This is a genomic window from Phytoamicus setariae, from assembly GCF_016722925.1.
Classification (GTDB): domain Bacteria; phylum Pseudomonadota; class Alphaproteobacteria; order Rhizobiales; family Rhizobiaceae; genus Rhizobium_E; species Rhizobium_E setariae.
In genome coordinates this window covers 220,193-238,460 of the sequence record NZ_JAEQNC010000009.1, presented here as the reverse complement: position 1 = coordinate 238,460, position 18,268 = coordinate 220,193, and the positions used below count along the sequence as shown (strand labels likewise).

At 58.1% G+C, this 18,268-nt stretch carries 14 protein-coding genes and 2 pseudogenes; 10 read left to right on the top strand and 6 right to left on the bottom strand.

Annotated elements, in window-relative coordinates:
- The first annotated feature begins 16 nt into the window (after positions 1-16).
- The 7 genes from JJB09_RS17400 to JJB09_RS27140 all read left to right on the top strand — a co-directional run bounded on the left by JJB09_RS17400 (position 17) and on the right by JJB09_RS27140 (position 5,982).
- Positions 17-967, top strand: a complete 951-nt coding sequence (locus JJB09_RS17400; protein ID WP_201660990.1) for a glycosyltransferase family 2 protein — start codon at positions 17-19, stop codon at positions 965-967.
- Positions 964-2,067, top strand: a complete 1,104-nt coding sequence (locus JJB09_RS17395; protein ID WP_201660884.1) for a glycosyltransferase family 4 protein — start codon at positions 964-966, stop codon at positions 2,065-2,067. The genes JJB09_RS17400 and JJB09_RS17395 overlap by 4 nt, the downstream gene beginning before the upstream one ends.
- Positions 2,058-3,200, top strand: a complete 1,143-nt coding sequence (locus JJB09_RS17390) for a glycosyltransferase family 4 protein (RefSeq protein WP_201660880.1) — start codon at positions 2,058-2,060, stop codon at positions 3,198-3,200. The genes JJB09_RS17395 and JJB09_RS17390 overlap by 10 nt, the downstream gene beginning before the upstream one ends.
- Positions 3,197-5,407 (top strand): GumC family protein, encoded by a 2,211-nt coding sequence (locus JJB09_RS17385; RefSeq protein ID WP_201660876.1) that lies wholly within the window; start codon positions 3,197-3,199, stop codon positions 5,405-5,407. Before JJB09_RS17390 ends, JJB09_RS17385 begins: the two co-directional genes overlap by 4 nt.
- 132 nt (positions 5,408-5,539) lie before the next feature.
- A complete protein-coding gene (locus JJB09_RS26945) occupies positions 5,540-5,662 on the top strand; it encodes a hypothetical protein (RefSeq protein ID WP_281431839.1) in 123 nt (40 codons plus the stop codon).
- A complete protein-coding gene (locus tag JJB09_RS17380) occupies positions 5,659-5,850 on the top strand; it encodes a hypothetical protein (protein WP_201660873.1) in 192 nt (63 codons plus the stop codon). The genes JJB09_RS26945 and JJB09_RS17380 overlap by 4 nt, the downstream gene beginning before the upstream one ends.
- Positions 5,851-5,856: 6 nt before the next feature.
- Positions 5,857-5,982 carry a right-handed parallel beta-helix repeat-containing protein gene (locus JJB09_RS27140; protein ID WP_201660987.1) on the top strand — a complete coding sequence of 42 codons (126 nt, stop codon included), beginning with the start codon at positions 5,857-5,859 and terminating at the stop codon, positions 5,980-5,982.
- Between the two features lie 81 nt (positions 5,983-6,063).
- Here the strand turns inward: JJB09_RS27140 and JJB09_RS27135 are convergent, their stop codons facing one another.
- The 3 genes from JJB09_RS27135 to JJB09_RS17360 all read right to left on the bottom strand — a co-directional run bounded on the left by JJB09_RS27135 (position 6,064) and on the right by JJB09_RS17360 (position 8,813).
- The gene (locus tag JJB09_RS27135) at positions 6,064-6,426 is read right to left on the bottom strand and encodes a GtrA family protein (protein ID WP_201660870.1); all 363 of its coding nucleotides are present in this window, start codon (positions 6,424-6,426) and stop codon (positions 6,064-6,066) included.
- Positions 6,419-7,150, bottom strand: a complete 732-nt coding sequence (locus JJB09_RS17365) for a class I SAM-dependent methyltransferase (protein WP_201660867.1) — start codon at positions 7,148-7,150, stop codon at positions 6,419-6,421. The genes JJB09_RS27135 and JJB09_RS17365 overlap by 8 nt, the downstream gene beginning before the upstream one ends.
- Positions 7,151-7,220: 70 nt before the next feature.
- Positions 7,221-8,813, bottom strand: a complete 1,593-nt coding sequence (locus tag JJB09_RS17360) for a hypothetical protein (RefSeq protein ID WP_201660864.1) — start codon at positions 8,811-8,813, stop codon at positions 7,221-7,223.
- 666 nt (positions 8,814-9,479) lie between these two features.
- Between JJB09_RS17360 and JJB09_RS17355 the strand changes: the two genes are divergently transcribed.
- From JJB09_RS17355 to JJB09_RS17350, 3 genes and pseudogenes are all read left to right on the top strand, one after another.
- Positions 9,480-10,574: a glycosyltransferase family 2 protein gene (locus tag JJB09_RS17355; protein ID WP_246748764.1), complete on the top strand. Its 1,095-nt coding sequence runs from the start codon at positions 9,480-9,482 to the stop codon at positions 10,572-10,574.
- 1 nt (position 10,575) lies between these two features.
- Positions 10,576-11,619: pseudogene (locus JJB09_RS27045) on the top strand (O-antigen ligase family protein); the annotation flags it as partial.
- A gap of 198 nt (positions 11,620-11,817) precedes the next feature.
- Positions 11,818-13,953, top strand: a pseudogene (locus tag JJB09_RS17350) (GumC family protein); the annotation flags it as partial.
- A 539-nt stretch (positions 13,954-14,492) separates the two neighbouring features.
- On the opposite strand, the gene JJB09_RS17345 reads toward JJB09_RS17350, so the two are convergent.
- The 3 genes from JJB09_RS17345 to JJB09_RS17335 form a co-directional block, all read right to left on the bottom strand.
- Positions 14,493-15,293 (bottom strand): response regulator transcription factor, encoded by an 801-nt coding sequence (locus JJB09_RS17345; protein WP_201660855.1) that lies wholly within the window; start codon positions 15,291-15,293, stop codon positions 14,493-14,495.
- A 660-nt stretch (positions 15,294-15,953) separates the two neighbouring features.
- Positions 15,954-17,459 carry an aldehyde dehydrogenase gene (locus tag JJB09_RS17340; RefSeq protein WP_201660852.1) on the bottom strand — a complete coding sequence of 502 codons (1,506 nt, stop codon included), beginning with the start codon at positions 17,457-17,459 and terminating at the stop codon, positions 15,954-15,956.
- Between the two features lie 18 nt (positions 17,460-17,477).
- The gene (locus JJB09_RS17335) at positions 17,478-18,263 is read right to left on the bottom strand and encodes an ABC transporter permease (protein ID WP_201660850.1); all 786 of its coding nucleotides are present in this window, start codon (positions 18,261-18,263) and stop codon (positions 17,478-17,480) included.
- Positions 18,264-18,268 lie beyond the last annotated feature (5 nt).

Here is an 18,268-nt window from a genome sequence, read left to right as displayed (position 1 = left end):
CCACTTGAGAGGTGTCATGGAGCGACCCGCCATCAGCGTCCTTATCAACAATCACAATTACGGCCATTTCGTCGGTCATGCGATTGACAGCGTCCTGAGCCAGAAGACACCGGACGTCGAGATAATTGTCGTCGACGACGGCTCCAGCGACCATTCGCGCGCTGTTCTGGAGGCCTACGGCAACCGGGTGAAGGCGCACTTCCAGGACAACCAGGGACAGGCCGCCGCGATAAATGCCGCTGTGCGAATGAGCAGCGGAGACATCCTCTGTTTCCTGGATGCCGATGACTGGTGGGCGCCGGGCAAACTATCGGCAATGGCAACGGCTTTCCGCTCGAACCTTCAAGTTTCGCTTGTCTACCACCGGCTTCAGCCAACACTGGTCGATAGGTCTCCAACCCTCAAGCCTATCCCTCGAACCCTATGTTCCGGAGATTTGTCGCAGCGGCTCACGAAATCGGCAGGGTGGTGGCCTTTCCCGTTGACGTCCGCCATCGCGGTAAGACGCAGTGCGTGGGACGCGGCGGGGGATATTCCCGAGCAATTCCGAATATCCGCCGATGTGTGGCTCGCCGGGATATATCCGTTTCTGGGGGGCGTTGCCGCTTTGCCGGATGCGCTCGGCTACTACCGGATCCACAACAACAACTGGTATCGCCCGGTCGATGACGCCCCCATGTTGCGAAAGCGGATGGCTCATTGGCAGGCCACGGTTGAAGTAACGAACCGGTTTCTTTCAGACCACGATATGCCGGGAAGGCTGCGTCTGGCTGATCACTATCCTTACCGGGTAGCATCAGCAAGGTTAGACGGAGCTGATACCCGCACCCGACTCAAACTTGCGGTCGAAGGGCTCTTCTTTGCCGGAGAGCCAAACCTGCTAAGGCGTACGCGCGATGCGTTGCGTTCGGCCCGCGACCTCCCGCGCCACGGTCTGGATGGCGTCTTGTCGGGGCCAGCGAAATGAAGGCGCTGCTGCTGGTTTCCGATCTGGAAGACTACACCATTTCATTCGCCAGCGGCGTTGCTCAACACATGCAGGTCGTTCTTGGCGTTCCGCGCCGGCGCTACGGGCACCTTGCTTCCTACGTCGATCCGGCAGTCGATCTGCACCTCCTAGACTGGCCACGGCACCGCTCGCTTTATAATCCTTGGTTCCTGTATCAGCTCACGCGGCTCATCCGGCACGAGCAGCCGACCATCATTCACCTTCTGAGCAACAACACCCTGTGGTTGAATTTTGCCGCGCCGTTTTGGCGCCCGATCCCGCTTTTGACAACCATCCATGATGTGGAATTGCATCCCGGCGATGTCGAAACCCGCGTTCTGCCCACCTGGGCCACTGAATTGATGGTAAGGCAATCACGGCATGTGGTCGTGCATGGCGAGGGGCTGAAACGGATAGCCCTCGGCCAATATTCAAAGTCGCCCGATTGCGTTCATGTCCTGTCGCATCCCGCTATTCACCGCTACGCGGAACTTGCTCGGCGGCAGAAAATGGCGAGGCGCCGAGAAGATGGAACATTCCGCGTGCTGCTCTTCGGGCGGATTTTTGCCTACAAGGGGTTGGAATATCTCGTTCGTGCTGAGGCGATGCTCAAGGATGCGCTCCCCAATCTACGCATCACGGTCGCAGGTCGCGGCGACGATCCAGGGGTGTTTCAGCCTCTTATGGGAGATGCCGGTCGCTATGATATTCGCAACCGTTTTATCGAAGATGCGGAGGTCGCCCAGCTTTTCCTGGACGCTGATATTGTTGTCCTTCCCTATACGGAAGCTTCCCAGAGCGGTGTGCTCAACCTTGCCGTAGCGTTTGGCAAACCAGTTATCGTGACTGATGTCGGCGAATTGCGATCCACCGTTCAATCCAACGGACTGGGAATGGTGGTTCCGCCCCGCGATGTCGAGGAGCTTGCGACAGCCATTCGGATGTTGGCGGAAAGCAGCGCGCTCAGAACAGAATTTGGAACCAACGCGTTCGCATGGGCGACGGGACCGAATTCGCCTGAAAAGGTCGGAGCACAGGCCGCAGCTGTTTATCGAGAGGTGGTCCGGGCATGCGCATAAAGGCGTTCATGGATGGAGATCGGATAGCGACGCAGAACGTAGCAACCGTCCGCCACTATGTCCCGGGCGGTTGTGAGAATGGTGGCGGTATTGGCAGGTTGGTCGGCTATATAACAAGCACGGCAAAGGCGGCTGGCCGGAAACACCTCGTCACCGACACCAGAGGACCTCGATGGTTCGTGCCGACATCCCTTGTGCGCCTGCTGGGATCCGTTTTGGCAATGGCAATGGATCGGATCGTTGCGCCCGAACGCATTCACCATATCCATATCGCGGGTCGCGGCAGCACCGCACGAAAGCTGATCTTGACGAAGGTTGCCCGCGTCCTTGGCTGCCACCACATCTTGCACCTGCACGATTATGACTATGCAAGCGACTTTGCTGCACGCTCGCCACGTCAACAAATGCTTATACGCCGGATGTTTCAGCATGCCGACTGCGTCGTGGCGCTGGGTCAGCGCGATCGCACGACGCTAACGACGCTTCTGGGCGTGGACGAGCGTCGGATCGTCGTCGTCCACAATTGCGTGCCCGATCCCGGTTTGCGCGACGTTCCTGCCGGCGGGACGCCGTTGATCGTCTTTCTCGGTCGTCTGAGCGAACGCAAAGGCGTAACAGAACTTCTGCTCGCGCTAAGCCATCCGATCATGAAAGTGCTCCAGTGGCGCGCCGTACTGGCGGGCGACGGACCTGTAGAGGATTACCAACGCCAGGCTGCAGCCATGGCTCTTTCCGATCTGGTGGAGATGCCGGGCTGGCTCGACGCGGATGCGGCGCGAGCCTTGTGTGCTAGCGCAGATATCCTGGTCTTGCCTTCACATGCCGAAGGCATGGCAATGGCGGTGATCGAAGGTCTTTCCCATGGACTCGCGGTCGTTACCACCCGCGTTGGCGCGCATGAGGAAGCCATTTCCGACGGCGAAACCGGTCTCTTCGTACCAGTCGGAGACAAAGATGCTCTGGCGGCAGCGTTGGCGAAACTGGTCAGCGATCCGGAAATCCGGAACCGCCTCTCGGCCAAAGGCCGCGCCCACTATCTCAACCATTTCAGTATGAAGGCATACATGCGATCGCTGGAAAAGCTCTACGAAGCCGTCTCCGCGCAACCTCAAGCGACGGAGAGTACACCATGACAATTTCAACTGTTCCTCCAGACCGCAACGTCTCGCTCTCGCCGATACGCTATGAACCACGGTTTCAGATAGAGGCTAAATCGGACGACCTTGATCTGTCATCCGGCTTGCGCCTCATCTGGCGAAGGATCGGCATGATCGTGGTTCTCACCATGCTGCTTATGGCGCCTGCGATTGCGGTGATTTCGGGATTCAAGCCGACCTATCATGCCGCGTCGCGGCTGATGATCCACAGGCCTCTGGCGACCACGCTCAGCGCGGAGGATCCCGGCGGCAATGGTTCGCTGGACATCGGATCGGAGATTGAGCGGCTTCGTTCCAGAAGCGTCGCAGAGCGGGTAATCCGCGACCTGCGGTTCGATGAACGGCCGGAATTCAATCCGGCACTGCGGAAAGCCTCGCTTGTCGACAAGGCCCGAGACATGCTGCGCGGCCTGATCAGCGGTCAAAAGCCGTCCTCGCCGATCCGAAGCAGCGTCGAGCCGATATTCCCGGAGTATTACAAGGCGCTTAGCGTGTGGCGCGACGGCCAGGGTGGCGTCATTCAGATAGGATTCGATGCAAGTGATCCCGAACTGGCAGCGGCGGTCCCGAACCGGCTGCTCGACATCTACCTTGAAGAGCGCAAGGACAGTATCCGTGGCAGTGTGGACGCAGCGGAAGCATGGATCAGGCAGCGCATCGCCGAACAGCAGGATCGCACGAATGCCGCGCGCGATGCTGCCGACACCTATCAGGAAACAATGCGCGTCGTCCCAGATGATGACGCTCAGGGCAAACAGATCAAGTCGATCACGGAGCTGAACGACCGGCAAACAAAAATCGAACAAAGCCGGGCTGACGTCAAGGAAACGATTTCTGCTCTGGAAGCGGCGGATGACGCTTCGCTTGCCGCTCAGAGCAAGTTCATTCCCGACAGCATTGGCGCGATGGAACGCGACCTTCGTGTCCAGCAGCAAGATCTCGACCGTCTTCTTGAGATCTACGGCAACGACGCCGAAGCAGTGGTCGACTTGCGCGCAAAGATCGATAAGTCCCGCACCGATCTCGGCCTTGCGGTCGATCGATATCTCCAATCAATGCGTGCCAGGTTTGCGGCGCTTGATCGTGAAGACGGCACAGTCCGCTCCGCGCTGTCGGCCGCCTATGAGCAGCGTTCTCGCTCTGCGCTGGCAAAAATCGAGTTGGCGCGACTACAGCGCATCGTTGACAAAGAGCAAACGGCGCTGGACAAGCTCGAGGCGCAGCGCCGGACGCTGGCTGGGCAAGCCCTGCTGCCGGGAGCGGAAGTGGAGGTTCTGTCCCCGGCTGCGGTGCCGCTCGGACCACAGGGGCGCGGACGGCTTTTCTATCTGATTGGTGCGCTGGTGGGCTCGATTGCGATCGCGGTAACGGCCGCTTTCGTGGTTGAGATGTTTGACAAGACGATCCGTAGCTTCGACCAGATGGCGGGAATAGCACGCATCGTGCCCGCCGGGTTCATCCCGCGCCTGAGAAGAAAAGACCGGAGAAATCCGTCGCTGCTCTTCGGGCGCAGTCAAGGCGGGATGTTTGAGGAAGCGATACGCACCGTCATGATTTCGCTCAAGCAATCCAATGGCGGAAAGTTGCCCACCAGTATTGTCGTCACGTCGGCGCACTGCGGAGAAGGCAAGTCGCTTGTCGCCGGATCGCTGGCCATCGAACTCGCTGCCAACGGAAGCCCGGTGCTGCTTGTCGATGGCGACCTTCGGCGCGGACATCTCGACTTGCTTTTCAAGTCCGGGCTGAAGCATGGGTTGAACGAAGTGCTGGGTGGACAGGTTGGCATCGAGGACGTCATCCATCACCATCCGAGCGGTATCGATTTCATCCCGGCCGGCAATCCCAGTCTCCATCGGCGCGCCCGTTTGACTGATGTGGCTGACATCATCGAGATGGCCCGCGCCAGGGGCCAAATCGTTATCTTCGACAGCGCGCCTGTGCTCGCCTCGGCGGATACGATGCATCTGACTGCGCTGGCAGAACGAACGCTGATGGTCGTACAATGGGCAAAGACGAGCCGCCGTGCCGTCGAACTCAGCCTGCAGCATCTGAAAAGCGCACGCAGCGCGGAAATTCCGATCGCTATCAATAATGTTAAACCGAAAAGACACGCCAAATATAGCTTCAGCGACTCTGAACTATTTTCGAAGTCAATGATGAAGTACCACGATATTAAAAAATGATACTGAAGAATACGAGAGATTTGATACTTTTGATCGGCTTATTGCTGCTATTATTAGATAGCGTTGAGCCTGATCCATCATTGAAACCGGTACACGCGACGGATTAGTAGACTGCATGGCAGGAAAAGAGTGATGGCCGAGTACTATGTTGCCATCGACGGGAGCGACATCGCCAATGGTAGCTCGTCGACGCCCTGGAAGACGATCAGCCGCGCCATGCAAGTGCAACTCAGCCCGGCGATGAGGTCGTGGTGAAGTCGGGAACGTACCGCGAGCAGATCGTGGTGAGCAAGGACTGGGCCGCGGACAACTACATCACGATCCGTTCCGAATTGTCAGGTGGCGCGATGCTCCGGCCGGCTTCTTCGGACACCTACAGTACGCTTAATGTGCGAGCGGACTACGTCAAAATCGAAGGCTTCGAAGTCGTTGGCGGCGACTGACATGCGATCGACATTGACGGCTCACACCACGTCACGATCAAGGGCAACATTGCGCACGACAGCGGCGGCTCGGGTATTTTCACCATGAAGTCGGATTGGCTGACGATCGAAGGCAACCAGGTTTACGGCTGAGCTCGGTGGCGCGCTGCTGGCGGCATCTTGAAGATCGGCGAAGGCGACGTGGTCTTCATTCCGAGCGATGGGTGCAACTCCTTATTTGTAAGTCCAGTTATTGTGCACAACGAAGGTAATTGCTGGCAGAGCAATGACGACACAGAATATTCCGAGATACCCAGGAAAACCCGCTAAATCTATTGATTTTGCAATGGACATACTAATCAAAAGCATGAAACTCGTTGCTATGGCAAAACGCTTAACATTGGCCCACCCCAAGGAAGCATCGAATGTCCAGAGTGTGTTTGCGACCCAGGAGAAGGACGTGGCTATCAAAAATGCGATACCGTTGGCAAATGCCGGATCTGTGGCGTAGTGTTCGATCAACACCCAAGCTATTACGACATGAATACCAGTCGCACAAGCGCCAGAAATTGTAAACTTTATCAGACGCTTAGGCATAGTTTGAAGCAACCGCCATCAACGAAAGTCCAAAGGGGAGATTAAGCCTGCGCAGCATCGGTGCTTCTGACTTAAAAATGGTTTCGAAGGCGGAATTAACAAATCGTGGCGGTAAGCTGCTTCCTGGCGATCCCTTTTTTCCGAGTGCGTTCCCGACCAACCTCGCAGCTATCGCAGCAGGGAACAGCAATGTATTGAAATTGGTCAGCCGATCCAGCTGAAGCCCCGCGCGATTTATAACGTTGGAGAGGGTTGTTCTCGTATAACGCCGGTGATGGTGTAAAACGGCATCATGATCAGTCCACATCCACGGATATGCGGGAACTGTAATCAGAATGCGACCGCCGGGATTCAATCGTGTGGCAAGCACCTTCAAAGACTCGAAATCCTTCTCTACATGCTCAAGAACATCAAACATGCAGATCAATTGGAAATTATGAGGAAAAGTAGGAAGCGAGTTCGGCAACAAGCCGTACTCGACGCCAACGCCACTGACTTGGGTCGCATAGGCTCTCGCATAGTCATCCATCTCAACAGCGCTGAGATCACCAAATCGCTGAAGCAGCTTGAGATTCCCGCCAGTACCGGCGCCAACTTCGAGGATCTTGGAGTGGGGCGGCAAATTAAAGCTCTTGATAGTGTCCGCGATAATCTTCCTGCGCGCCAGAAACCACCAGTGGGCCTGCTCTGTGGCGGCCATTTCTCGGTAAGCGGTTTGTTCCATTGTCTCTGATCCGTGTAAAATTTGCGTACGATGTAGATGAGTCACTTCGACTCGTTGTAGACGCATCCATTCACTTACCCGGGCTGCAGGGTACAGGGCCCGCCGGTGGCGTGCGCCGCCAGATCTGGAAGGCCTGGAAGGTTTCGGTGATGCGAAAATGCTGGTCGGACAGGAACGCGGCCAGTACCCCGCCCGGATCGTAGATGTCCGGCTTGCTGGTGACGACAAGGGTTGGAGCCTCAAGCGCCGAAGCGAAGCCCGGCTGCGGCTCGTAAACGTACAGGGCACCGGTGCACCCTTGTCCCAGCGGCACTTGGTAAACGAGCGCGCTAAGGGCGTCTGCGCTCCACCAGACGCGGTCACCCTCAGCGAGGGCCGACCGTACGACGGCGGCCGCTGAGCGGTAGTCGTCCTTCGCGTGTCGTGGCGCAAATCTGATGCTCGCGGCAGAGGCCAATGCCATCACCAGAAAGCCAAGCACCAGGAACTTGCCGATAGGCTGACGCCAGAGCAGCGTCACACCAGCCGCCTGCACCGCCAGCACGGGGGCAAGTGCAGGCGCGAGGTGGCGACCGACCACCCGCCAGTGCATCAGGTGTCCGGCGATCAGGATCAATGCAGCGGCAGCCGTGAACGCGATCGCGCAAGCTGTCAGCGTCCGAGGCGTAACATTGCGCACTGTGTGGATCGTGCCGGCCAGCGTCACGGTCCCGACTAAGACGGCGTAGCTGGCCAGCGCGAATAGGTAGGGCGAGAAGACCGCGCTCTCCAGTGCGCGCAGATCTATGCGGCCCGGGCCGAGGCCAGCGAAACCCAGCAGTTCGTAGGCCGAGAACACCAGGTTCTGTGCGTCGGTTGCCGCCACTTTGGTGCCGCCGGCCCCCGCGAGCACTGTCCAGAGATAGTAGAGCCCGAGCGGGGCCAACACGGCCACGAGTAGAATCGCCGGCCCGATGACGTGGCTGGCGGCGAGTAGGCGAGCGCGCCAGGGCACGGCTAACGCTGCGGCCGCAATCGCCGCGCCAGCCCATATCGCTCCGAGCAGGCTGCTTCCCGCAAGGGCAATGAGTCCAAACGCGAGGAGCCAGACCTGGTAGGGGCGAAGGAGCGTATACTCTCCGCCGGGATCACGCGCCGCAACGACTGCACGCTCTAGTAGGCCAAAAACCATCAGGCTCGCCCCGATCTGCATGCCGTACGGCCGTGCCTCATCAAGATAGTACCACAGGAAGGCACTGGTGCCGGCCACAAGAAGGCGGTCCACGCGACCGTTGGCGAAGATGTAGAGGCCCGGAATGAGCCAAAGCAGGTTCATCGCTCTGAGCGCAACCTCGCCGGCACCTACGACTTTTTCCCAGGCCCAGATCGCTATGAGGAACAACGGCATTTGCGCATCAGAGCCAGTCTCCGATACCATACGGCTCACGAACAGTCCGAAGCGCGGCTCCGCCGCGCGCCATGCTGAATTGGCCTCGTCTATCCAGTAGCTCTGCCCGCTGATCGCTGTGCAAAGGGCCACCAAAGTAGCGACCATCGTGAGCCACAGAGAGAAATGCCGCAACAACGGGCGTGACGCCCGCCAGGACGATCCTGGTTCCTTGCCCGGACCCAAGGGCCCTGGCATCTCCGCGCCGAGTGCTAGCTTGAGGTTAGATATACCCATCCGCGTACAAGTCCCAAAACCGTGCCCAACGCCTGGCCGGTGACTAGCCTATCCCGGCATCGACCAGCGCTAAGACTAGCGTGTTCTCCGTTCGAGCAACAACCAGCACAAAGCGGTATGCGTACGTCTTATGGCTCGCTTTCGAGCGGCCAGCATAAAGAATAAAGTTCGTCTCTACAGAGGTTTGCGTGTCATAGCTGACGGAGATGTCGGGGAAGCTCGTTTCGCCTTGGGGCTTGCCAGTTCGGCAGGTTGGATGGAGCCGGGGATGGTCAAGAGTAAAACTATTGTAAGCAGTGATCAGATCGGGCGGCTTCCTCAAACAACGTACGCACGGTGGCCTGGTTGCTGCGGCAAATACGCTAATCGGATTTGGTGCTATTCCGGTTCCGCAGACGCTCGTCGGGCTCGAATGGGTCGGCGCAGTAGCGACCCAGACCATGGCAACGATCGTATACTCCACCGTCTTCTTCGTGTTCTGTCGGGACTACATGCTCGCACACTCGCAGGGACAGCCCGTTTAGCGGTAGCTGGCGCGCGGTCCAGCTTGTTTCGTCGCATTGGGGACATAACATGTTGACCCGTAGCACTGAGTTCCCTCACACTTGGCCACTTGCCACTGCTGACCTGTCGCCCCGCTGCATACCCGGAACGGAAGGCTTAGCGTTGAGTATCGTTGTGCCGGTGTTCAATGAGGAGGAGACGATCGTGCTCTTTCTGGAGGCTCTGGATGCACAGACCGCAGCGATCCACACCGCTCTGGGACCAGGCGGGCGGTTAGAGGTTCTGTTCGTCGACGACGGCAGCAGTGATCGCACTGTGGCGATCATCGGAAGCCTCGTGGCGGAGCGATCGGATATCGGCCTGATTTGTCTGTCGCGGAACTTTGGCAAAGACGCGGCGCTGGCAGCTGGTTTAGCCCATGCTTGCGGCGACGCAATCATACCGATGGACGTTGACCTGCAGGATCCGCCGGAGATCGTTCCGGATATGGTGAGCGCCTGGCTGCGCGGCGCAAAGGTGGTCAATGCTCGCCGGAAGATGCGTCGCAGTGACAATTGGCTCAAGCGCTGGACGGCCACAGCCTTCTACGGTCTCTACAACCGGCTCGCCGACTATCCCATTCAAGACAATGTCGGCGATTTCCGGCTGCTGGATCGGAGCGTCGTTGACGTTCTGAACGGCATGCCAGAGCGTATCCGCTTTATGAAGGGGCTGTTCTCCTGGGTTGGCTTCACTCAGGCGACGGTAGAGTACGACCGGCCAAAACGCATGGCGGGTACCTCGAAGTGGGTATACTGGCGATTGTGGAACTTCGCCTTGGACGGGATCACTGGATCGACGACGATGCCGCTGCGGATCTGGACTTATGTCGGCCTTGTTGTCGTCTTTCTGGCCCAGCTCTATGCAGCCATCATCATTGGGCGTACCCTGATATTCGGAATCGATGCGCCCGGCTACGCGTCAATGATGGTCGTTATCTTAGTGTTCGGCGCGTTCAATATGATCTCCGTGGGGCTTCTCGGCGAGTATGTTGGCCGCATCGCGATCGAGGTCCGGCAACGGCCGTTGTACCTGGTGGAGCGTATAACTGGCCGACCCGCGGCAGGGGCGGCCGGCGACGTCGTTGCCGATCGGGTGCGGCGTGACGCGCCCGCCAGCGCGAGCTCTCTGCGTAGGGCCGGCCTCGTCTCGAGTTCAGCGGTCACGAGCGCACGAGCTCCGGAAAACCAGTTGAGCAGCCAATATCCGGCAGAGTGAAATGATCGAGAAGGCTTGCTATCCGGCAGTCTGCGGTCCCAAAATAGCCTTGCCTTGGCGGTCGCTGGAGTGCATCGGTGTCATTGTCGCATTGCTCCTTCTGAGCGGTTGCGTTTTTCCCCTGATCGATGCCGATGGCTCTTTGGATGCCAGGGAGATGGCGATCCTTCGTCTGCTTGGCATACCAATCTACTCGATTTCGCTCGGACTATTGGCCCGGCGTCCGTCGCAGTTGCTGATCGCCATCCGCCGGAGCTTCCCGCTCGTTGTGCTCCTCCTTCTACCGTTTGTCTCGGTGCTGTGGTCGTCCAGTCCCCCCCTCACTCTCCAGCGGGCGGTAGCGCTGCTTCTCACAATATCGCTTGCATACCTTCTAGCCATCCTGTTCACGCCGCGGCAATTCCTGTTGCTGACGGTTTTGGTTCTCGGGTCCGGCATGCTGTTCAGCCTTCTGATGGCCGCGGCGTTGCCCGGTCGTGCTTTCAGCGTGGGCGATAGCGCCCTCAAGGGTGTCTTTGACAACAAGAACGCGCTCGGGTGGAACGCTGCAATCGCCGCTTACGCTTGCGGCGTGATGGCAGCGGATCGGCGATCCAGGTTGAGAATCGTCAGCATACCGCTGCTGTGCGCTAGTCTCGTCTGCCTCGTCGCTTCCCAATCGATGACCGCCATGACATCTGCAGCCAGCGCTGTAGTGGCCACTGTGTTCTTCCAGGCTCTATCAAAGGCCCGCGGCCTTGGACGGGCGACTCTCGTGTTGGTTTGTCTGCTATTAGTGGCGCTGGTCCTTGTCGGTCTCAGTGAACTGCTCGTACCGCTGCTCGAAGCGATGGGCAAGGACGCGACGCTGAGCGGTCGTGTTCCGCTCTGGCGCGAGGTGGATCGCGCGATCGAAAGCCGCTTGTTGCTCGGTTACGGCTACCAGGCGTTCTGGGCCGACGCCAGCGTCGCCGGCTGGGGCGTCCGAGCGGCGGCGGGATGGCCGGCGCCGCACGCCCACAATGGATTTCGCGACATATTGCTGGGCCTCGGCCTCGTGGGCTTCGTATTCCTGGTCTGGACCATTGTCCGTGCGCTGCGTCAGGGCGCAATGTTGCTGTGTGCAGCTCCTGAGGAAGGTTGGCTGTGGCCGAACGTGCTGGTCATTATGTTCCTGGTGATGAACCTCACGGAAACGATCATCCTGGTTCAGAATAGTCTTCTATTCGTGTTGTTCGCCACTGCCGTGATTATGTTCGCGATCCGGTTCCCCACCGAAACTGAAGATCTGTCATCCGGCTTGCGCTTGATCTGGCGAAGGATCGGCATGATCGTGGTTCTCACTATGCTGCTTATGGCGCCTGCGATTGCGGTGATTTCGGGATTCAAGCCGACCTATCATGCCGCGTCGCGGCTGATGATCCACAGGCCTCTGGCGACCACGCTCAGCGCGGAGGATCCCGGCGGCAATGGTTCGCTGGACATCGGATCGGAGATTGAGCGGCTTCGTTCCAGAAGCGTCGCAGAGCGGGTAATCCGCGACCTGCGGTTCGATGAACGGCCGGAATTCAATCCGGCACTGCGGAAAGCCTCGCTTGTCGACAAGGCCCGAGACATGCTGCGCGGCCTGATCAGCGGTCAAAAGCCGTCCTCGCCGATCCGAAGCAGCGTCGAGCCGATATTCCCGGAGTATTACAAGGCGCTTAGCGTGTGGCGCGACGGCCAGGGTGGCGTCATTCAGATAGGATTCGATGCAAGTGATCCCGAACTGGCAGCGGCGGTCCCGAACCGGCTGCTCGACATCTACCTTGAAGAGCGCAAGGACAGTATCCGTGGCAGTGTGGACGCAGCGGAAGCATGGATCAGGCAGCGCATCGCCGAACAGCAGGATCGCACGAATGCCGCGCGCGATGCTGCCGACACCTATCAGGAAACAATGCGCGTCGTCCCAGATGATGACGCTCAGGGCAAACAGATCAAGTCGATCACGGAGCTGAACGACCGGCAAACAAAAATCGAACAAAGCCGGGCTGACGTCAAGGAAACGATTTCTGCTCTGGAAGCGGCGGATGACGCTTCGCTTGCCGCTCAGAGCAAGTTCATTCCCGACAGCATTGGCGCGATGGAACGCGACCTTCGTGTCCAGCAGCAAGATCTCGACCGTCTTCTTGAGATCTACGGCAACGACGCCGAAGCAGTGGTCGACTTGCGCGCAAAGATCGATAAGTCCCGCACCGATCTCGGCCTTGCGGTCGATCGATATCTCCAATCAATGCGTGCCAGGTTTGCGGCGCTTGATCGTGAAGACGGCACAGTCCGCTCCGCGCTGTCGGCCGCCTATGAGCAGCGTTCTCGCTCTGCGCTGGCAAAAATCGAGTTGGCGCGACTACAGCGCATCGTTGACAAAGAGCAAACGGCGCTGGACAAGCTCGAGGCGCAGCGCCGGACGCTGGCTGGGCAAGCCCTGCTGCCGGGAGCGGAAGTGGAGGTTCTGTCCCCGGCTGCGGTGCCGCTCGGACCACAGGGGCGCGGACGGCTTTTCTATCTGATTGGTGCGCTGGTGGGCTCGATTGCGATCGCGGTAACGGCCGCTTTCGTGGTTGAGATGTTTGACAAGACGATCCGTAGCTTCGACCAGATGGCGGGAATAGCACGCATCGTGCCCGCCGGGTTCATCCCGCGCCTGAGAAGAAAAGACCGGAGAAATCCGTCGCTGCTCTTCGGGCGCAGTCAAGGCGGGATGTTTGAGGAAGCGATACGCACCGTCATGATTTCGCTCAAGCAATCCAATGGCGGAAAGTTGCCCACCAGTATTGTCGTCACGTCGGCGCACTGCGGAGAAGGCAAGTCGCTTGTCGCCGGATCGCTGGCCATCGAACTCGCTGCCAACGGAAGCCCGGTGCTGCTTGTCGATGGCGACCTTCGGCGCGGACATCTCGACTTGCTTTTCAAGTCCGGGCTGAAGCATGGGTTGAACGAAGTGCTGGGTGGACAGGTTGGCATCGAGGACGTCATCCATCACCATCCGAGCGGTATCGATTTCATCCCGGCCGGCAATCCCAGTCTCCATCGGCGCGCCCGTTTGACTGATGTGGCTGACATCATCGAGATGGCCCGCGCCAGGGGCCAAATCGTTATCTTCGACAGCGCGCCTGTGCTCGCCTCGGCGGATACGATGCATCTGACTGCGCTGGCAGAACGAACGCTGATGGTCGTACAATGGGCAAAGACGAGCCGCCGTGCCGTCGAACTCAGCCTGCAGCATCTGAAAAGCGCACGCAGCGCGGAAATTCCGATCGCTATCAATAATGTTAAACCGAAAAGACACGCCAAATATAGCTTCAGCGACTCTGAACTGTTTTCGAGGTCAATGATGAAGTACAGCGACCTTAAAGCATGAATCTGAAGATTTCAGAAAAATTAACTTTGTATTGGCGGAAACTGTATCTGGCAATGCAAAATTGAGTGACTTTAAATTGCCGGCACCGCACGCGAGGACGGACTACCAGTTCGAACGGTTTCCTCGCAAAATTGCATTCGAACTGCTTGGCGAGTGACTGCGTTGATAAGCGACCTCGCCTGTCCCTTGCGCCATCCCTTCTGGTTGATCTGGCGCTGCATGGACCTTCCGCCCTGTTGGTCGAAAATTGGAACCGGGAGAAGTGCTGAGCCTGTCGGGAGCATCTACCACCCCCTCGACAACCCGTGTGCGACGATCGGCACGCGGGGGGATGGAAAATAGACATTTTAAATCAAGCTATTGCAAAGTAGGGCGATGAACTCCCTCTGAGCTTTTCTTCGCTTGTGTATCGGGCTCTCTGTTCTGCGTTGCCGCGAATGTGGATGGCCGGAAGTTCCAATTGGAAGGTGAAAAAAATAACGCACCGGTGGGGGCCGGTGCGCAAGTATGTCTATTTTTAGTCGCAGAATCTATCCCGATCACTGGGGAAGTCTGGCGTGGTTGTCGGTCGAGAAATCAGGCGGGAAGAGATCATTTATCTTATAGGCGACCTCGGTCCGGTTGGTTGCCTTGACCTTCTTCATGATGTTCCGGATATGAACCTTCACCGTGCTTTCGCGCAGATTGAGTTCATAGGCGATAATCTTGTTGGCTTTGCCGCGTCGCAAGGCTTCGACCACTTCCGCCTGCCGAGCCGTGAACATGCTCGCGAGCGGGCGAACCGGCTGGGTACCGGTTTCAAGGACCTGGCGCATGGCAAATACGGAACTGGCCGGTACAAATATACCGCCTGCCAATGAGAGTGCGATTGCCTCGATGCAAACGTCGATGCTGACAGAAGAGGGTATGTAGCCCTTGGCGCCACATTCGAGCGCTTTCATGATTTGATGAAGCTCGTCGTTATCGGCAAGTACAATGACTGGTTCAACAAACTCGGATGAAAGTTTCCTGATCTCCTCGCAGACTGCGGGATCAGCCACCTTCCTGCCCCCGACATTCAGCAATATGGCTGCGAGCGGAGGATAGCCGTCTCGCTTGCGTTTCCACTCTTCCATCGAGCCAAGCGCAAGTACATCCATATCCAATTTCAAGGCCGAAAGGCATTGAGCAAGACATTGGCGATCGAGTGCCCGGTTGTCGATGATTAGCAGGGAGCGTTCCCGAGCCGATGGCTGCTCTGAATAGTTTTTTCTGTTCAACGATCCTGACGAATCGATTGTTATTGGAGAAATAAGGCTGTTTGGTATGCCTGCATTGTTAGTTATCATAGTTGAATTCATGGCACATTTACTCCCCACCAAGACGCGCAGGTTTTGTGTCGCGATGCCGAAGACAATTTGTACGGGCGATGCCCCATATGCTAGGTTCAGCGGCCAAAACTTGGCGTGAATTCATGAATGTTTAGAAGGTAAAGCTACATAAGAGATGTATTATTTACCGGAAAATAACCATCTTGCCTAGCGTTATTGTCGGTACGATTGTCGCATGCTTAATTTTGCGCGCGATAGCCTCCTGCCGCCGAAAGGTTTGGTTGTACCTACTCAGTTGTAATTCGGTCTACTTCTTTGGACGTAAGCGTTTGCGCTGAACCATCTCTTCCACCGGTGTGAGCGCGGAAAGATGCAAAAAGCGGGTCCTTTCGGGCCTTCTAAGCTAAGAAATAGCCATCCTCCAAAAGATGAATACGAATTAAATGATTTTACTTAAATCGCGCAAATTTAAATCGCTTCGTGTGCCAGAATATTACCCTATCAAGGGGATCTGTGTCGTTTTTACACTCATATTAGCATCTCTATTTGTCTTACCTTTGATTATGCCGCGTAGAGCGCCTTGATATTTAAAGTTGTACTTTGGTTGAGTTTGATCCGGATTGGCCTTCCGACAACGGAAAGCGCATGGGCCGGAAAGCCCATGCGCGCCGGCTAAGACAAACTCTCCTGTTATCCGAGATTGACCCAGACTGATTTTGTCTGCGTGTACTGGGTGAGGGCCTCAAGGCACTTGTCGCGGCCGTTGCCGGTCTGCTTGTAGCCGCCCCAGATCGAGGTCATATCGCCGTGGTCGAAGCAATTGACCCAGACCACGCCCGCCTCGATGTCGCGGGCAAACAGATGCGCCTTGCTGATATCGCGCGTCCAGATCGAGGCGGCGAGGCCGTAGATCGTGTCGTTGGCGATCTCGATCGCGTCGTCCATGCCGTCGACCGGGATGATCGTTGCCACCGGCCCGAAGATTTCTTCACGGGCGATCTGCATGGAGTTGTTGACGCCGGTAAACAGCGTCGGCTCGACATAGGCGCCCGCCGGCGCGGATGGCAGTGTGCCTCCGCCGAATTTCAGCGACGCGCCTTCCTTGCGGCCGATATCGATGAAGCTCAGCACGCGCTTCTGGTGCGAGGCAGTCACCAGCGGTCCGATGGTGGTGGAAGGATCGAGCGGATCGCCGAGCACGAAGTTTTCCGCGGTCCGGGCGGTGAAGCGTTCGACGAAATCGTCGTGGATCTTCTTGTCGACGAGAATGCGCGACCCGGCGTTGCAGACTTCGCCCTGGTTGCCGTAGATGCCGTTGACCGCGTAGGTCACCGCTGTGTCGAGGTCGTCCCAGTCGCCGAGCACGATCTGCGGGGTCTTGCCACCGCATTCGGTGGTGACGCGCTTCATGTTCGACTGGCCGGCATAGATCATCAACAGCTTGCCGACTTCGGTCGAGCCGGTAAACGCGATCTTGTCGACGTCGTTGTGCAGCGCCAGTGCCTTGCCGACCTCCTCGCCGAGGCCATGCACGACATTGAGCACGCCCGACGGGCCGCCCGCTTCGATGAACAGCTCCGCCAGCAGGCCGGCTGAAAGCGGCGATTGCTCGGCCGGCTTGAGCACGACCGAATTGCCGGTGGCGAGCGCGGGGCCGAGCTTCCAGGCGGCCATCATCAGCGGATAATTCCAGGGAACAATAATGCCGACCACGCCGAGCGGCTGGCGCAGGATGTAGTGCAGGGCATTGGCTGCGGTGGATGTGACGGCGCCTTCGATCTTGTCGATGGTTTCGGCGAAGAACTTAAGGCTGGTGACGGAGCCCGGGATGTCGATGTTCATCATATCCATCACCGGCTTGCCCATGTCGAGACTGTCGAGGATGGCAAACTCCTCGGCATTGGCCTCGATCAGCGCCGAGAACTTCTCGAGCACCGCCATACGGGCGCGCGGATCCATGCGCGACCAGACTCCGGACTTGAATGTCTTGCGGGCGACGGCGACGGCTCGGTTGACTTCGGCTTCGCCGCCGCGTGCGACCTCGACGATCGTCGCGCCCGTGGCCGGGTTGATCGACGGAAAGGTCCTGCCATCGGCGGATGGCAAATAGGCGCCATCGATGAAATGGTTGACGCGAAACTCCAGCTTACCGGCTTTTGTGTGCCAGAAATCGCGGGTGTAGGTCTGACTATCCATGCTGTTCTCCCTAGTGGATTATTGCTTGCGGTCGCGCAGCAGCGTGACCGACAGGACGATGAGGATGAAGGACACCGCAACGATGACGCTGCCGATGGCATTGATCTCAGGCGTGATCCCGCGCCGGAGAGTGGAATAGATGTAGATCGGCAGTGTCACTTCGCGGCCCGTGAGGAAATAGGTCACGGGGATTTCGTCGAAGGATAGCGTGAAGCACAGCAGCGCCGAGCCGAGGATGGATGTGCGGATATTCGGCAGTGTCACACGCCGGAAGGTTTCGAATGGCGTTGCACCAAGGTCCACCGAGGCTTCGAGCTGCCGCCGGTTGAGCTTCGAAAGCCGCGCCATCACCTGTGAGACGACGACGCCGAGCAGCGCCGTGGAATGGCCGATTACCACCGCCGTCAGACTCTGCGGAATGCCGATCTGCTTGTAAAAGTTCAGCATTGCAATGCCGGTGACGATGCCCGGCAGGCTGAGCGGCAACAGGATGACATTCTGGAAGAGGTGCTTGCCGGGGAAATGGTACTTGTCGAGCGCGAGCGCCGCCGTCACGCCGACGATAACGCTGACCATCGTCGCAAACACCGCGACGATCAGGCTGTTGGCCAGTGCTCTCAGCATCTGCTCGTTCGACAGGAAGGCTTGGTACCAGCGCCAAGTGAAGCCAGCGAGCGGAAAGGAGGTGACCGCGCTGTCGTTGAACGAGAAGATCACCAGGATGACGATCGGGATATAGAGGAAGGCGAGCACGGCGAGGCTGACGCCGACCATGCCTTTCTGCCACCATCGGAGTGCGTGCATGATGT

Bases quoted from the DNA above. Each gene is read 5' to 3' on its own strand.
- JJB09_RS17395 (WP_201660884.1), top strand. From the start codon at position 964: ATGAAGGCGCTGCTGCTGGTTTCCGATCTGGAAGACTACACCATTTCA.
- JJB09_RS17400 (WP_201660990.1), top strand. From the start codon at position 17: ATGGAGCGACCCGCCATCAGCGTCCTTATCAACAATCACAATTACGGC.
- JJB09_RS26945 (WP_281431839.1), top strand. From the start codon at position 5,540: ATGGCCGAGTACTATGTTGCCATCGACGGGAGCGACATCGCCAATGGT.
- JJB09_RS27135 (WP_201660870.1), bottom strand. From the start codon at position 6,426: ATGCCTAAGCGTCTGATAAAGTTTACAATTTCTGGCGCTTGTGCGACT.
- JJB09_RS17385 (WP_201660876.1), top strand. From the start codon at position 3,197: ATGACAATTTCAACTGTTCCTCCAGACCGCAACGTCTCGCTCTCGCCG.
- JJB09_RS17390 (WP_201660880.1), top strand. From the start codon at position 2,058: ATGCGCATAAAGGCGTTCATGGATGGAGATCGGATAGCGACGCAGAAC.
- JJB09_RS17345 (WP_201660855.1), bottom strand. From the start codon at position 15,293: ATGAATTCAACTATGATAACTAACAATGCAGGCATACCAAACAGCCTT.
- JJB09_RS17365 (WP_201660867.1), bottom strand. From the start codon at position 7,150: ATGGAACAAACCGCTTACCGAGAAATGGCCGCCACAGAGCAGGCCCAC.
- JJB09_RS17340 (WP_201660852.1), bottom strand. From the start codon at position 17,459: ATGGATAGTCAGACCTACACCCGCGATTTCTGGCACACAAAAGCCGGT.
- JJB09_RS17360 (WP_201660864.1), bottom strand. From the start codon at position 8,813: ATGGGTATATCTAACCTCAAGCTAGCACTCGGCGCGGAGATGCCAGGG.
- JJB09_RS17335 (WP_201660850.1), bottom strand. From the start codon at position 18,263: ATGCACGCACTCCGATGGTGGCAGAAAGGCATGGTCGGCGTCAGCCTC.